The 14,087-nt window shown below is 54.7% G+C and carries 15 protein-coding genes and 1 pseudogene; 12 read left to right on the top strand and 4 right to left on the bottom strand.

What is annotated here, in order from left to right:
* Nucleotides 1-14 precede the first annotated feature (14 nt).
* The 6 genes from ddpX to ACLJXE_RS07140 are packed head-to-tail and all read left to right on the top strand — an operon-like array spanning nucleotide 15 to nucleotide 6,057.
* Nucleotides 15-602, top strand: coding sequence for a D-alanyl-D-alanine dipeptidase (gene ddpX / locus ACLJXE_RS07165; RefSeq protein WP_410750492.1), 588 nt, complete (start codon nucleotides 15-17; stop codon nucleotides 600-602).
* 15 nt (nucleotides 603-617) lie between these two features.
* Nucleotides 618-2,180 (top strand): ABC transporter substrate-binding protein, encoded by a 1,563-nt coding sequence (locus ACLJXE_RS07160; RefSeq protein ID WP_410750491.1) that lies wholly within the window; start codon nucleotides 618-620, stop codon nucleotides 2,178-2,180.
* Nucleotides 2,181-2,224: 44 nt separating this feature from the next.
* The gene (locus ACLJXE_RS07155) at nucleotides 2,225-3,247 is read left to right on the top strand and encodes an ABC transporter permease (RefSeq protein ID WP_137383060.1); all 1,023 of its coding nucleotides are present in this window, start codon (nucleotides 2,225-2,227) and stop codon (nucleotides 3,245-3,247) included.
* Nucleotides 3,244-4,140 (top strand): D,D-dipeptide ABC transporter permease, encoded by an 897-nt coding sequence (ddpC, locus tag ACLJXE_RS07150; protein WP_286630269.1) that lies wholly within the window; start codon nucleotides 3,244-3,246, stop codon nucleotides 4,138-4,140. Before ACLJXE_RS07155 ends, ddpC begins: the two co-directional genes overlap by 4 nt.
* The gene (locus tag ACLJXE_RS07145) at nucleotides 4,137-5,123 is read left to right on the top strand and encodes an ABC transporter ATP-binding protein (RefSeq protein WP_410750490.1); all 987 of its coding nucleotides are present in this window, start codon (nucleotides 4,137-4,139) and stop codon (nucleotides 5,121-5,123) included. The genes ddpC and ACLJXE_RS07145 overlap by 4 nt, the downstream gene beginning before the upstream one ends.
* Nucleotides 5,116-6,057 (top strand): ABC transporter ATP-binding protein, encoded by a 942-nt coding sequence (locus tag ACLJXE_RS07140; protein ID WP_410750489.1) that lies wholly within the window; start codon nucleotides 5,116-5,118, stop codon nucleotides 6,055-6,057. Before ACLJXE_RS07145 ends, ACLJXE_RS07140 begins: the two co-directional genes overlap by 8 nt.
* A 10-nt stretch (nucleotides 6,058-6,067) precedes the next feature.
* On the opposite strand, the gene ACLJXE_RS07135 is transcribed toward ACLJXE_RS07140, so the two are convergent.
* On the bottom strand, nucleotides 6,068-6,958 hold the full coding sequence (locus tag ACLJXE_RS07135) for a LysR family transcriptional regulator (protein ID WP_410750488.1): 891 nt from the start codon (nucleotides 6,956-6,958) through the stop codon (nucleotides 6,068-6,070).
* Nucleotides 6,959-7,100: 142 nt separating this feature from the next.
* Here ACLJXE_RS07135 and ACLJXE_RS07130 point away from each other — a divergent pair, with 142 nt between their 5' ends.
* From ACLJXE_RS07130 to ACLJXE_RS07105, 6 genes are read left to right on the top strand one after another with little or no spacing between them, the layout of a single operon-like run.
* Nucleotides 7,101-7,808: a CoA transferase subunit A gene (locus tag ACLJXE_RS07130; protein ID WP_048211658.1), complete on the top strand. Its 708-nt coding sequence runs from the start codon at nucleotides 7,101-7,103 to the stop codon at nucleotides 7,806-7,808.
* A 2-nt stretch (nucleotides 7,809-7,810) separates the two neighbouring features.
* Nucleotides 7,811-8,467, top strand: a complete 657-nt coding sequence (locus ACLJXE_RS07125; protein WP_410750487.1) for a CoA transferase subunit B — start codon at nucleotides 7,811-7,813, stop codon at nucleotides 8,465-8,467.
* Between the two features lie 10 nt (nucleotides 8,468-8,477).
* Nucleotides 8,478-9,683 carry an acetyl-CoA C-acetyltransferase gene (locus tag ACLJXE_RS07120; RefSeq protein WP_410750486.1) on the top strand — a complete coding sequence of 402 codons (1,206 nt, stop codon included), beginning with the start codon at nucleotides 8,478-8,480 and terminating at the stop codon, nucleotides 9,681-9,683.
* Nucleotides 9,673-10,596: a 3-hydroxyacyl-CoA dehydrogenase family protein gene (locus ACLJXE_RS07115; RefSeq protein WP_410750485.1), complete on the top strand. Its 924-nt coding sequence runs from the start codon at nucleotides 9,673-9,675 to the stop codon at nucleotides 10,594-10,596. The genes ACLJXE_RS07120 and ACLJXE_RS07115 overlap by 11 nt, the downstream gene beginning before the upstream one ends.
* Before the next feature lie 37 nt (nucleotides 10,597-10,633).
* On the top strand, nucleotides 10,634-12,028 hold the full coding sequence (locus ACLJXE_RS07110) for a GntP family permease (RefSeq protein WP_410750484.1): 1,395 nt from the start codon (nucleotides 10,634-10,636) through the stop codon (nucleotides 12,026-12,028).
* 11 nt (nucleotides 12,029-12,039) lie between these two features.
* Nucleotides 12,040-12,810, top strand: coding sequence for a 3-hydroxybutyrate dehydrogenase (locus tag ACLJXE_RS07105; protein WP_410750483.1), 771 nt, complete (start codon nucleotides 12,040-12,042; stop codon nucleotides 12,808-12,810).
* 42 nt (nucleotides 12,811-12,852) lie between these two features.
* Here the strand turns inward: ACLJXE_RS07105 and osmC are convergent, their stop codons facing one another.
* The 3 genes and pseudogenes from osmC to tssD form a co-directional block, all read right to left on the bottom strand.
* Nucleotides 12,853-13,284, bottom strand: a complete 432-nt coding sequence (gene osmC, locus ACLJXE_RS07100) for a peroxiredoxin OsmC (protein ID WP_410750482.1) — start codon at nucleotides 13,282-13,284, stop codon at nucleotides 12,853-12,855.
* A 112-nt stretch (nucleotides 13,285-13,396) separates the two neighbouring features.
* Nucleotides 13,397-13,669 carry an arylsulfatase regulator gene (locus ACLJXE_RS07095; RefSeq protein WP_410750481.1) on the bottom strand — a complete coding sequence of 91 codons (273 nt, stop codon included), beginning with the start codon at nucleotides 13,667-13,669 and terminating at the stop codon, nucleotides 13,397-13,399.
* A gap of 56 nt (nucleotides 13,670-13,725) precedes the next feature.
* Nucleotides 13,726-13,995: pseudogene (gene tssD, locus ACLJXE_RS07090) on the bottom strand (type VI secretion system tube protein TssD); the annotation flags it as partial.
* Nucleotides 13,996-14,087 lie beyond the last annotated feature (92 nt).

Genomic DNA, 14,087 nt, shown 5'->3' with positions numbered 1-14,087 from the left:
ACAGGAAACGTGCTATGTCAGATACCCCAGAACTGGTCGATTTGTCGGTGATATTCCCGTCACTGCATATCGATCTGAAATACGCTACAGCCGATAACATTACCGGCGCGCCTATCTACCGGGAAGCGCGCTGTCTGCTGCATTCCGAGGCCGTCACTGCGCTGGCCAAAAGCATCAGCATCGCGCAGCTGGCGGGTTTGTCATTGGTGGTGTATGACGCGTACCGCCCACAGCAGGCGCAAGCGATACTGTGGAATGCCTGTCCGGACCCGCAGTATGTGGTAGATGTGGCGATCGGCTCGAATCACAGCCGGGGTACGGCCATTGACGTCACGCTGATGGACGATCACGGTGATATTCTCGATATGGGAGCCGGTTTTGATGAAATGCATGACCGTTCCCATGCCTGGCACCCTTCAGTTCCTCCGGCTGCACAGCGTAATCGACTGCTGCTCAATGCCATCATGTTCGGCGGCGGTTTTGTCGGCATCAACAGCGAGTGGTGGCATTTCGAACTGCCGAATGCCGCGCGTTACCCGCTGCTTGACGATCAAATATCTTGTTACACTGTCACGCCCATAACAACACAACATCCCCTTTAATTCTGGAGCCTGGTTATGAAGACTACACCTGCGTTAACCTCGTTTTTTCGCCCCGCTCTGTTAGCCGTTGCGCTGGCGGTCGCCTTGCCTGCCGCACAGGCCGCCGTCCCTAAAGATATGCTGGTCATCGGCAAAGCCGCCGATCCACAAACGCTCGATCCTGCTGTAACAATCGATAACAACGACTGGACGGTGACTTATCCCTCATATCAACGTTTGGTTCAGTACAAAACAGAGGGCGGCAAAGGTTCCACGGAAGTTGAAGGCGATTTGGCCAGCGGCTGGAAAGCGTCTGATGACCAAAAAGAATGGACCTTTACCCTGAAAAGCGATGCTAAATTCGCCGACGGCACGCCAGTAACCGCTGATGCAGTAAAACAATCTTTTGAGCGTCTGCTCAAGATCGGCCAAGGGCCGGCTGAGGCATTTCCGAAAGATCTGAAAGTTGATGCCATCGACAACAACACGGTGAAATTTACCCTTAGCCAACCATTCGCGCCGTTCTTATATACGCTGGCAAATGACGGCGCCTCAATTATCAACCCGGCGATCTTAAAAGAGCATGCCGCGGATGATGCTCGTGGATTTCTGGCACAAAATACGGCCGGGTCTGGTCCCTTCATGTTGAAGAGCTGGCAAAAAGGACAACAACTGGTACTGGTGCCCAACCCACATTATTCCGGTCCCAAACCCACGTTTAAACGCGTATCGGTCAAAATCATCGGAGAAAGCGCTTCCCGTCGTTTGCAACTGTCCCGGGGCGATATTGATATCGCCGATGCACTCCCTGTTGACCAGCTTGCTGCCCTCAAACAGGAAGGTAAAGTCAACGTGGCGGATTACCCGTCACTGCGCGTGACTTACCTGTACCTGAACAACAGCAAAGCGCCGCTCAACCAGGTGGATTTACGCCGCGCCATTTCGTGGTCAACCGATTATAAGGGGATGGTGAACGGGATCCTCAGCGGCAACGGTAAGCAGATGCGTGGTCCGATCCCTGAGGGCATGTGGGGATTTGATGAAAAAGCAATGCAGTACAGCTTTGATGAAGCGAAAGCAAAAGAAGCATTAGGTAACGTTGCCAACAAACCCGAAACCCTGAGCTTCCTGTATTCCGATAACGATCCTAACTGGGAGCCGATTGCGCTCTCCACTCAGGCCAGCCTCGGCAAGTTAGGCATTAAGGTGAAACTGGAAAAACTGGCGAATGCCACCATGCGCGATCGCGTCGGTAAAGGTGACTATGACATTGCCATTGGTAACTGGAGCCCGGACTTTGCTGATCCGTACATGTTCATGAACTACTGGTTTGAGTCGGATAAGAAAGGCTTACCAGGTAATCGTTCATTCTATGAAAACAGTGAGGTCGATAAGCTGCTGCGCAGTGCGCTGGCCACTACCGACCAGGTCGCCAGAACCAATGATTACCAGCAGGCGCAAACCATTGTCATTGATGAAGCGGCTTACGTCTATTTATTCCAGAAGAACTACCAGCTGGCGATGAATAAAGACGTCAAAGGTTTTGTCTTCAACCCCATGCTGGAACAGGTTTTCAACATCGCCACCATGAGTAAATAAGCCACGTTAATGCGGAGCCGATTTGGCTCCGCAAGGGGAAGCCAATGACGTTCTGGAGCATTTTACGCCAGCGATGCTGGGGACTTATCCTGGTGGTTGCCGGTGTCTGTGTGATCACTTTTATTATTTCGCACCTGATCCCGGGCGACCCCGCACGGCTGCTGGCCGGCGATCGCGCCAGCGATGAAATTGTCGAAAATATTCGCCAACAGCTGGGACTGAATCAGCCGCTGTATATTCAGTTTTTCCGTTACGTCAGCGATATTTTTCAGGGTGATTTAGGCACGTCCATTCGCACCGGCCGTCCGGTGCTGGATGAACTGCGCGTCTTCTTCCCCGCCACGCTTGAACTGGCCTTCTGCTCTCTGCTGCTGGCGCTGATCATCGGTATCCCGCTGGGTATCCTGTCTGCTGTCTGGCGCAACCGCTGGCTCGACCATCTTGTGCGTCTGATGGCTATTACCGGTATTTCGACCCCGGCATTCTGGTTGGGCCTCGGTGTTATCGTGCTGTTTTATGGTCATTTGCAGATTTTACCCGGCGGCGGACGGCTTGATGACTGGCTCGATCCCCCCACGCACGTCACCGGTTTCTATCTGGTTGATGCGTTGCTGGAAGGCAACGCCGAGGTCTTTTTCAATGCGCTGCAGCACCTGATCCTGCCGTCACTGACGCTGGCCTTTGTGCACTTAGGGATCGTTGCCCGACAGATTCGCTCCGCCATGCTGGAACAACTGAGCGAAGATTATATCCGCACCGCGCGTGCCAGTGGTTTACCGGGGTGGTACATCATTTTGTGTTATGCGCTGCCGAATGCGTTGATTCCGTCGATAACCGTGCTGGGTTTGGCCCTGGGCGATCTGCTTTATGGTGCGGTACTGACCGAAACGGTCTTTGCCTGGCCAGGCATGGGCGCCTGGGTTGTGACCTCCATTCAGGCGCTCGATTTCCCGGCAGTAATGGGATTTGCCGTGGTGGTCTCTTTTGCGTATGTACTGGTCAACCTGGTGGTGGATCTCCTTTACCTGTGGATTGACCCGCGAATCGGACGTGGAGGTGCACAGTGATGCTCACACAAGAAACACCCGCACCATCACCAGCGACCCGCCGCCGTTTTGACTGGGCAAAACTATTCTGGATGATGAAGAGCAGTCCGCTGACGCTGATTGGCGGCGTCATTATTGTACTGATGCTACTGTTAATGGTGCTATCCCCGTGGATCACCCCTTACGATCCTAACGCCATCGATCTGACCGCACGCCTGTTACCACCGTCGGCCATCCACTGGTTTGGTACCGATGAAGTGGGTCGTGATCTGTTCAGTCGCGTCCTGGTCGGAAGTCAGCAGTCAATTGTTGCCGGTCTGGTGGTAGTCGGTATCGCTGGCGGGCTGGGCTCGCTGTTGGGATGCCTGTCTGGCGTGATGGGCGGACGTGCCGATGCGATCATCATGCGTATGATGGATGTTATGCTGTCCATTCCTTCGCTGGTACTGACAATGGCACTGGCCGCCGCATTAGGGCCAAGCCTGTTCAACGCCATGCTGGCGATTGCGATTGTACGTATTCCTTTCTATGTACGCCTCGCGCGCGGTCAAACGTTGGTTGTTCGTCAGTTTACTTATGTACAGGCCGCGCGAACCTATGGTGCATCACGCTGGCATCTGATCAGCTGGCATATTTTACGCAATTCACTTCCCCCGCTGATTGTGCAGGCATCACTGGATATTGGCAGTGCGATCCTGATGGCCGCCACGCTCGGATTTATTGGGCTCGGCGCCCAACAACCCAGCGCTGAATGGGGCGCAATGGTGGCGATTGGTAGAAACTACGTACTTGACCAGTGGTGGTATTGCGCATTTCCTGGTGCCGCCATTCTGATTACCGCCGTGGGCTTTAATCTCTTTGGTGATGGTATTCGCGATCTGCTGGATCCGAAAGCCGGAGGAAAACAGTCATGACACAACCTGTCCTGGAGATCGAGAATTTACACCTGAGCTTCCCCGGTTATAAAGCGGATGTGCATGCGCTGAATCATGTGTCGCTGCATATCAACCGGGGTGAAATTGTCGGCGTGGTCGGCGAGTCTGGCTCAGGGAAATCCGTCACGGCCATGCTCGCCATGCGTCTGTTACCCGAAGGAAGCTATCGTATCCATCAGGGGCGCGTTACGCTGTTGGGTGAAGATGTTTTAAATGCCAGCGAAAAACAGATGCGCCAGTGGCGTGGCCAACGCGTGGCGATGATTTTCCAGGAGCCGATGACGGCGTTGAATCCCACACGACGAATCGGCCAACAAATGGTGGAGGTCATTCGTCACCATCAGGCATTGAGCCGCACGGATGCCCGGCAAAAAGCCATCGCGTTACTGGAAGAAATGCAAATCCCGGATGCCCCGGAAGTGATGTCCCGCTTCCCGTTTGAGCTTTCTGGTGGTATGCGTCAGCGCGTGATGATTGCGCTCGCGTTTTCCTGCGAGCCAGACCTGATCATTGCCGATGAACCCACCACCGCGCTGGATGTCACGGTACAGCTTCAGGTACTGCGATTGTTGAAGCTTAAAGCGCGGGCCAGCGGTACCGCCGTGTTGTTTATCAGCCATGATATGGCCGTCGTCTCGCAATTGTGTGACCGGTTATACGTTATGTATGCCGGGAGCGTGATTGAAAGCGGCCCGACGCAAACCGTTATTCAGCACCCCACGCATCCCTACTCTATTGGCCTCCTGAAATGTGCGCCTGAGCACGGTGAACCGCGTGCTTTGCTCCCCGCCATTCCGGGTACCGTACCGAATTTAACCTGTTTACCTGGCGGATGCGCATTCCGCGAGCGCTGCTTTGCCGCGGGGCCTCGCTGTGAAGAAACACCTGATTTATGCAGCCAGGGCGGTGCGGATCAACAATCCGCCTGCTGGTATCCACAACTGGAGACGACACATGTCTGATATTTTACTGGATCTGCAGGATGTTCATATCAACTTCCCCGCGCGAAAAAACTGGCTCGGCAAAGTAACAGAGCGCGTGCATGCACTCAACGGTCTGGATTTACAAATCCGCCAGGGGGAAACGCTGGGGATTGTTGGCGAATCCGGCTGTGGTAAAAGTACGCTGGCACAACTGCTGATGGGGATGCTAAAACCGAGCCAGGGGCACTATTCTGGCGGCGGAGGCAAACAACACAACGGTATGCAGATGGTCTTTCAGGACCCGCTTTCATCCCTGGATCCGCGTTTGCCGGTATGGCGAATAATCACTGAGCCGGTATGGATCCAAAAGCGTAGCCCTGAACGCGAACGCCGCGCCCTGGCCGAGGATTTGGCTCGACAGGTAGGGATTCGCCCGGAATACCTCGATCGCCTGCCGCATGCTTTTTCCGGCGGGCAGCGCCAGCGTATTGCCATCGCCCGCGCGCTGTCATCGTCACCGGATGTGATCGTCCTTGATGAGCCGACGTCGGCACTGGATATTTCGGTACAGGCGCAAATCCTCAATCTGCTGGTTGCATTGCAGGCACGCCGGAATCTGACGTTTGTGCTGATATCGCATAACGTATCGGTCGTACGGCATATGAGCGACCGTGTGGCGGTGATGTATCTTGGGCAAATTGTCGAGCTGGGCGATGCGCAGCAGGTTCTCTCGCATCCGGCGCATCCTTACACCCGTCTGTTACTGGATTCGGTGCCAAAAACGGGTACGCCACTGGCTGAGGACCTGGTCCTGCGTAAAACCGAACTCCCCGGCAACAGAACGCTACCGCAAGGCTGTTTTTTCCGCGACAGATGCCCGCTGGCAACCCACGGATGCGAAAAAAAACAGACATTACTGAAAAATGAAGCCGGGCGGGAAGTTCGCTGTTGGCGCACCATTGATATCTGCTGACTGCGCATTTTCAGGCGAGATACGCCTTTTTCAGCGCATCCACCAGCATTCCCGACGCGGTTGATAATTTATGGTGTGCCGAACGCAGCACCCCGATCCGCCGCTGGATCACGGGACTGTCAAGCTCTATACAGGTTGCGCCAAGTTCCGTCATTTGTGTTCGACACAGTGCGGGAACTGCGCTGCCGCCTAATCCGTTTGCCACCATACGGCCAACGGTCACCAGTTGATGGCTTTCCAGCGCCACGTCCAGCGTATGTCCGCTTTGCACCAGTTGTTCTTCCAGCATCAGGCGCACGGCAGATGGACGTTGCAGCGTAATAAAATCCAGCGTCAGCAATTCGCGCCACGCAATACGCTCTCGCCCCGCCAGCCTGGACGTTGGCGGGACGATCGCCACAAAACGATCGACACCGAGCGGCGTGAAATGCAGTTGCCCTGAATAATCAGGCTCGAAGGCGATCCCCATCTCCACCCGCCCTTCACTCACCATTTCAATGACCTGCTCGTTTATGACATCGTGAACCGTCACGTTAATCCCGGAATAGCAATCCCGAAAGGTTTTCAGTACCTGTGGCAAGACGTTAGCCGCAAACGAAGGCATGGCAGCAATAGAGATTTTTCCGCGTTGCAACGTAAAGCGCTGACGCATCGCTTCTTCAGTATTCTCCCAATCAGCAAGCAGTTGCCGCCCCATATTCAGCAGCGTTTCGCCCTCCTGTGTCAGGGTAACTTTGCGCGTCGTGCGCAGCAGTAAGGCCCCGCCCAGCGAGTCCTCAAGTCCTTTAATCGCCAGGCTTAACGCAGGCTGCGACATATTCAGTCGTTCACTGGCATGAGCAAAATTCAGAGTGTGAGCTACCGCTAAAAACGCGCGTAACTGTTTGATGCTCATTCCCATTTCGCATTCCTTTAACCTATTGAATACCTTTAATTAACATTAAATTGATAAAAAAACCCAATGAGTGAGTCACAAATTTAAAATTAACAAATCATTTTTCACCCCCAATGATGTCGGCAAGGACAACTGGAGGGACAAGTGTATGGCTGGACTGGATAAACGTGTCGCCACGTATCAAGAGGCGCTGGCTGGGCTGACCGACAACATGACGCTACTGGCTGGCGGTTTTGGCCTATGCGGCATTCCTGAAAACCTGATTGCCGAAGTACGTCGTCGGGAGGTTCAGGGATTGACTGTCGTCTCAAACAACTGCGGTGTAGATGGTTTTGGCCTCGGTGTGCTGCTGGAAACACGCCAGGTACGTAAAGTGGTGGCGTCCTATGTTGGCGAAAATGCGCTGTTTGAAAAGCAGGTGCTGAGCGGTGAACTGGAAGCCATTCTGACCCCGCAGGGTACGCTGGCTGAGCAGTTACGTGCCGGTGGCGCAGGGATCCCGGCGTTTTTCACCGCCACGGGATACGGTACACCCGTCGCCGAAGGCAAAGAGGTCCGTGAATTTGACGGACGTCCTTACATCATGGAACAGGCGATTACGGGTGATTTTGCGCTGGTCAAAGGCTGGAAAGCCGACTGGTACGGCAACGTTATCTACCGCCACACTGCCCAGAACTTTAATCCGCTGATGGCTGCCGCCGGACGCATTACCGTCGTGGAAGTTGAAGAAATTGTTCCTCCCGGTGAACTGGACCCCGCGGCGATTCATACCCCCGGAATTTTCGTCAACCGCATCATTCAGGGGCAGTTTGAAAAACGCATTGAACAACGCACCCTGCGCCAGAAAGGAGCCTGACCATGTTAACGCGTGAACAAATGGCGATGCGTGTCGCCCGGGAACTGCGCGACGGTTATTACGTCAACCTCGGGATCGGCATTCCAACCTTAGTGGCCAACTATATCCCCGATGGTATGGACGTGATGCTGCAGTCGGAGAACGGTCTGCTCGGCATGGGCCCGTTTCCGACCGAAGACGAACTGGATGCCGACATGATCAACGCCGGAAAACAGACCGTGACGGCACGTAAAGGCGCGGCAATTTTCGATTCAGCACAGTCTTTCGCCATGATCCGTGGCGGCCACGTCGACCTGACGGTGCTTGGCGCATTTGAGGTGGACACCAATGGCAACATTGCGTCGTGGATGATCCCCGGAAAGATGGTGAAAGGCATGGGCGGCGCAATGGACCTGGTGGCCGGGGCTGAAAACATCATTGTGGTCATGACTCATGCGTCCAAAAACGGGGAGTCCAAGCTGCTCCCCGCCTGCACCCTGCCATTAACCGGCGTGGCCTGCATTAAACGCGTGCTTACCGACCTGGCGCTACTGGAGATCGCCAACGGCGCATTCATCCTGCGCGAACGTGCGCCGGGCATCAGCGTCGAGGAGATTGTTGCCAGGACCGCGGGAAAACTGATCGTTCCCGACAGTGTGCCCGAAATGCAATTCAACTGAGGATCTGACCATGCAGGATGTTGTTATTGTCGCGGCAACGCGCACACCCATTGGCAGTTTCCACGGGGCGCTGGCACCGCTCAGTGCCGTGGAACTGGGGGCGGTGGTGATCCGCTCTCTGTTGGAAAAAACCGCCGTCGCACCGGAGCAAATTGACGAAGTGATCCTGGGACAGGTTCTGACGGTGGGCAGCGGTCAGAATCCGGCCAGACAGACAGCATTACGGGCTGGCTTGCCGGTGACAGTCCCTGCGCTAACCATCAATCTGGTATGTGGTTCAGGTCTGAAAGCGGTGCAACAGGCGGTGCAGGCTATCCGCTGTGGTGATGCGGACATCGTCATTGCCGGCGGTCAGGAAAGCATGAGCAATGCGCCCTATTTTCTCGACGGCGCGCGAGCGGGCCTGCGTCTGGGTCACGCCAGTCTGAAAGACAGCGTGGTACATGACGGACTGTGGGATGCGTTTAACGACTACCACATGGGCATTACGGCTGAAAACCTGGCAGATAAATTTGTTATCAGCCGCGAACAACAGGATGCCTTTGCGCTGCAGTCTCAGCAGAAAGCCGCAGCGGCAATTGAAGCCGGTCGATTCACTGCAGAAATCACGCCAGTCAGCGTTCCACAAGGGAAAAAACCACCACGTTTGGTTGAGCGTGATGAACAGCCACGCCCGGATACTCAGGCTGAGAAACTGGCACAACTGAAACCGGCTTTTCGACCAGGTAATGGCACGGTCACCGCAGGAAATGCCTCATCAATCAACGACGGCGCGGCGGCGGTGATGCTGATGAGCGCCGCCAGGGCTGCAACGCTCAACCTGCCGATACTGGCCCGGGTCGCGGGTTACGCTGTTTCCGGTGTCGACCCGTCCATCATGGGTATTGCCCCGGTAGAAGCCTCGCTCCAGTGTCTGAAACGCGCCGGGTGGACGCTCAATGACGTTGATCTTATCGAAGCTAACGAAGCATTTGCCGCACAGGCGCTGGCGGTGGGTGAAGCCCTGAACTGGGACAGCAACAAAGTTAACGTCAACGGCGGTGCGATTGCGCTGGGTCATCCGATTGGCGCCTCTGGTTGCCGCATTCTGGTGACCCTGTTACATGAAATGGCGCGCAGCAACGCGACCAAAGGACTGGCCACATTGTGCGTGGGGGGCGGTCAGGGTGTCGCGCTGGCGGTAGAGCGTTCAACAGGAGAACAGCATGCAAAATAATCACTTTAGCGTCCTGGGCGCGGGTTTAATGGGCGTCGGCATTGCCACCCATTTTGCCCGTTTTGGCCATGATATCTGGTTATTTGATACCGATAGCGACCGGATTGCTGAAATTAACGCCGTTGCCAGTAGCATTCTCGATGAGCTGATCGCGACTGACCAGTTTCACGCAGAGGAAAAAGCGTCAGTTCTGAGTCGCCTGCACGGTACGACCTCGCTGCAGGATATCGCCACCGCGCAATTACTGATTGAAGCGATCCCGGAACGACTCGAGCTTAAGCACGCACTGTATGCACAACTGGAAGCATTAATCGCCCCAGATGCGGTGATTGCCAGTAATACCAGCGGTCTGCCGCCGGATGCGCTGGCAGAAAAACTCACCCACCCCGAACGGTTGCTGATCGCCCATTTCTGGCACCCACCACACTTTATTCCGCTGGTTGAAATTGTGCCGGGTTCAGCAACGAAACCAGAATATCTCAGCGAACTGCAGCAATTCCTCGTTGCAATGCAGCTTGAGGCGGTCGTGCTCGACCGCGCCGCACCGGGCTTTGTCGGCAATCGCCTGCAGTTTGCCCTGCTGCGTGAAGCACTGCATATCGTTAAGAGCGGTATTGCCAGCACCGAAGTGGTTGACCAGGTGATGCGTGCGTCTCTCGGACGTCGCTATGCGATGGTCGGCCCGCTGGAAGCGGCAGATATGACCGGACTGTCCACCGTGCAGGACATTTGTCGCCATCTGCTCCCGGAGCTGGCCACCGGCAGCGACATGATGTCCCTGGTCGCTGACAAAGTTGCCCGTGGTGACACCGGCTTGCGCAGCGGCCAGGGATTTTATCGCTGGGATGATTCGCGCAAGGAATACATCCAGCAACGCAGAGAGCATCAGCTGCGCTTTGCCCTGAAACCGTAATTTCACCTTCTGTACCCCACTATAATAATAAGGAGTCATGATGAGTGTATTAATCGCCCTGGCAGCGCTGGGCCTGCTGATGCTGGCAGCCTATCGCGGATACAGCGTTATCCTGTTTGCCCCCATCGCGGCATTAGGTGCTGTTCTGTTGACTGAACCCAGTGCCGTCGGCCCCGCCTTCACCGGTCTGTTTATGGAAAAAATGGTCGGTTTTGTAAAGCTATACTTTCCGGTGTTCTTGCTGGGAGCGGTGTTTGGCAAGTTAATCGAGTTATCCGGTTTTTCCCGTTCGATCGTTGCTGCTGCCATTAATATTCTCGGGCGACGCCATGCAATCCCGGTCATTGTGCTGGTATGTGCTCTACTGACCTACGGTGGCGTGTCATTGTTCGTGGTCGCCTTTGCGGTGTATCCGTTCGCGGCTGAACTGTTCCGTCAAAGTAATATCCCCAAACGACTGATCCCGGCAACCGTCGCGCTGGGGGCCTTCTCTTTCACCATGGATGCGCTACCCGGCACGCCGCAGATCCAGAACATCATTCCAACCAGCTTCTTTGGGACTAACGCCTGGGCTGCTCCCTGGCTGGGGCTGATAGGATCGCTGTTTATAATCTTTGTGGGCCTGATTTACCTTGAACGTCAGCGTCGCAAAGCGCAGGCAAAAAACGAAGGCTATGGCACTGAACTGTTAAACGAGCCGGAAACACCGGATAACATTAACCTGCCAAACCCGATTATTGCGATTTCTCCGCTGATTCTGGTCGGTGTGTTTAACCTGCTGTTTACCCGTTGGATCCCGGAGTTTTACGGCGCGACGCATCAACTGGAGCTGCCGGGCCTTGCCAGGCCAATTACCACCGAAGTTGGGAAGATCACCGCTATCTGGGCTGTGGAGGCCGCGCTGATTGCCGGGATTTTGCTGGTTGTCATTTTTGGTTTCCGCAACATTAAAGGTCGTCTGGCGGAAGGCAGCCGAACGGCAGTTGGCGGCGCTATCCTCGCGGCGATGAATACCGCGTCAGAATACGGTTTTGGCGCGGTTATCGCCGCCCTGCCGGGATTCCTGGTATTGTCAAAAGCACTGGCGGCAATTCCCGACCCGTTGCTCAATGAAGCCATCAGCATTACCACTCTGGCCGGGATCACCGGTTCGGCATCCGGCGGGATGAGTATTGCGCTTGCGGCCATGTCCGATACGTTTATTGCTGCCGCACATGCCGCCAATATTCCACTTGAAGTCTTCCACCGCGTCGCATCGATGGCCAGCGGCGGCATGGATACCCTGCCGCATAACGGGGCAGTCATTACGTTGTTAGCCATCACGGGCTTAAGCCACCGTCAGGCGTACGGCGGGATTTTTGCCATCACCGTAATCAAAAGCCTGGCCGTACTGTTTGTTATCGGCGTCTTCTACACCACAGGAATCGTTTAAGGAGAATCATCATGAACTTAACGGGTAAAACCGCTCTGGTTACCGGATCAACCAGCGGTATCGGTTTAGGTATCGCTCAGGTACTGGCACAAGCAGGAGCCACCCTGATTCTCAACGGTTTCGGTGATGTTGAGGCGGCGAAAGATGCCGTGGCGCAGTATGGCAAAACGCCGGGGTATCACGGTGCGGATCTCAGTGATGAAACACAAATTGCCGAGATGATGCGTTACGCTGAAAGTGAGTTTGGCTGCGTGGATATTCTGGTCAACAACGCGGGGATCCAGCACGTTTCGCCGCTGGAAACTTTTCCAGTTGATAAGTGGAATGCGATCATCGCGATAAACCTGTCCTCTGTTTTCCACACCACCCGTCTGGCGCTATCCGGCATGCGTCAGCGCAACTGGGGACGCATCATTAATATCGCCTCTGTACATGGGCTGGTGGCTTCAAAAGAGAAATCGGCGTATGTCGCAGCCAAGCATGGCGTGGTGGGATTAACCAAGACCACGGCGCTGGAAACCGCGCAGACTGGCGTGACCTGTAACGCACTGTGTCCTGGCTGGGTGCTGACGCCGCTTGTACAGCAACAAATCGACAAACGCATTGCTGATGGTGCAGAGCCCGCTGCGGCACGCGATGCCTTACTGGCAGAAAAGCAGCCGTCACGCGAGTTTGTCACCCCGGAGCAACTGGGGGAGCTGGCGCTGTTCTTGTGTTCAGACGCTGCCGCGCAGGTGCGCGGCGTGGCGTGGAATATGGACGGTGGTTGGGTGGCACAGTAAGTTATGTCTGCCGGATGCGACATCACATCCGGCAGGCAGCCATCAGGATTTCAACTGGTAATCCAGCGTGATTTCCGCGTTCAGAACCTGCGATACCGGACAACCGGCTTTCGCCTTCTGAATAATACCGTCAAAGGTTGCGGCATCAATGCCAGGCACGGCGATTTCACTGTGCAGCGCCACTTTGGTGATGGCAAAACCGGCATCCACCTTATCCAGAGAAACATCGGCAGTGGTATCAATGGCATCTGGGGTAAATCCCGCTTCGCCCAGCATGAGCGAAAGCGCCATCGAGAAGCAGGCAGCATGGGCCGCGCCAATCAACTCTTCAGGATTGGTGCCTTTCACACCTTCAAATCGTGTATTAAACCCATACGGTTGCTGATTCAACACACCACTTTCGGTCGACACAGTCCCTTTACCGCGTTTAATGTCACCTTCCCAGTGTGCCTGACCTTTCTTATGGATAGTCATTACCGTTCTCCTGTGTTGTCGTCGGAGTAACAAGTATAGGACGCGGAGGAAAATGTATGACACATAATAGAGGTTCTACGCCGGAACCGCCGAATTTTCCGGTACGAAGTTTTTAGTGATCTTTCGATGCCTCAATGACGCAATCAGGGATGTCTTGTGCCAGCCTTTCCATACACTTTGCAAAGCGCAAATATCCACTATATTGCGGCAAATGTTGCTCATATGGACTTTTGAAACGCTGCCCATTCACCCGTTTTAAAGCATCAATATAGTCATAACAGCCTTGCAATAACTGAACATCGCCATTTTCTGTCAGAGGAAACCGGCAGGCATAATCATGAACTATTTTCGCCAGCTGTCGCTGTTCTGCGGTTAAGTCGATCATTTTATCCCCTCGTTAGAGCCAGAGGAGGCAATTGCCTCCTTTGGTATCCCTCGTCATCAGGCACAACAACGATCGTTCCATGAATCACGATAGATAATATTCCCCTCCGTATACTTCCAGGTAATTGCTTCATAACGCAACTCAAGCGTTTCAAGGTGAGTACTACTCATACCGTTAGGAGACAGGAATGGTGCTACCGTTGTGAACTTGACGTTTTCCAGAATGATATTGAAATACTCGGCCTCGATGCCCGATTCCAGAATACGATACATCCTGATTGTCGCTTTCTTCATGGCCCGGCCTTCGCAGACAGCGCGATACAGAAGTTGGACTGACCCCACCCCGGTAGACGATCCTGCCCTATAGTTGGACTGACCCCACCCCGGTAGACGATCCTGCCCTATAGTTTGAGCATAGG

The organism is Citrobacter sp. U14242 (assembly GCF_046555775.1).
Classification (GTDB): Bacteria; Pseudomonadota; Gammaproteobacteria; order Enterobacterales; family Enterobacteriaceae; genus Citrobacter.
The sequence above is the reverse complement of the archived record's forward strand: the minus strand, read 5'-3'. Positions and strand labels throughout refer to the sequence as shown.

Excerpts from the sequence above, each read along its gene's own strand:
- ACLJXE_RS07110 (WP_410750484.1), top strand. The coding sequence starts at position 10,634 with ATGATGAGTGTATTAATCGCCCTGGCAGCGCTGGGCCTGCTGATGCTG.
- ACLJXE_RS07130 (WP_048211658.1), top strand. The coding sequence starts at position 7,101 with ATGGCTGGACTGGATAAACGTGTCGCCACGTATCAAGAGGCGCTGGCT.
- ACLJXE_RS07120 (WP_410750486.1), top strand. The coding sequence starts at position 8,478 with ATGCAGGATGTTGTTATTGTCGCGGCAACGCGCACACCCATTGGCAGT.
- ACLJXE_RS07145 (WP_410750490.1), top strand. The coding sequence starts at position 4,137 with ATGACACAACCTGTCCTGGAGATCGAGAATTTACACCTGAGCTTCCCC.
- ACLJXE_RS07125 (WP_410750487.1), top strand. The coding sequence starts at position 7,811 with ATGTTAACGCGTGAACAAATGGCGATGCGTGTCGCCCGGGAACTGCGC.
- ACLJXE_RS07140 (WP_410750489.1), top strand. The coding sequence starts at position 5,116 with ATGTCTGATATTTTACTGGATCTGCAGGATGTTCATATCAACTTCCCC.
- osmC (WP_410750482.1), bottom strand. The coding sequence starts at position 13,284 with ATGACTATCCATAAGAAAGGTCAGGCACACTGGGAAGGTGACATTAAA.
- ACLJXE_RS07115 (WP_410750485.1), top strand. The coding sequence starts at position 9,673 with ATGCAAAATAATCACTTTAGCGTCCTGGGCGCGGGTTTAATGGGCGTC.
- ACLJXE_RS07105 (WP_410750483.1), top strand. The coding sequence starts at position 12,040 with ATGAACTTAACGGGTAAAACCGCTCTGGTTACCGGATCAACCAGCGGT.
- ddpX (WP_410750492.1), top strand. The coding sequence starts at position 15 with ATGTCAGATACCCCAGAACTGGTCGATTTGTCGGTGATATTCCCGTCA.
- ACLJXE_RS07135 (WP_410750488.1), bottom strand. The coding sequence starts at position 6,958 with ATGGGAATGAGCATCAAACAGTTACGCGCGTTTTTAGCGGTAGCTCAC.
- ACLJXE_RS07095 (WP_410750481.1), bottom strand. The coding sequence starts at position 13,669 with ATGATCGACTTAACCGCAGAACAGCGACAGCTGGCGAAAATAGTTCAT.
- ACLJXE_RS07155 (WP_137383060.1), top strand. The coding sequence starts at position 2,225 with ATGACGTTCTGGAGCATTTTACGCCAGCGATGCTGGGGACTTATCCTG.
- ACLJXE_RS07160 (WP_410750491.1), top strand. The coding sequence starts at position 618 with ATGAAGACTACACCTGCGTTAACCTCGTTTTTTCGCCCCGCTCTGTTA.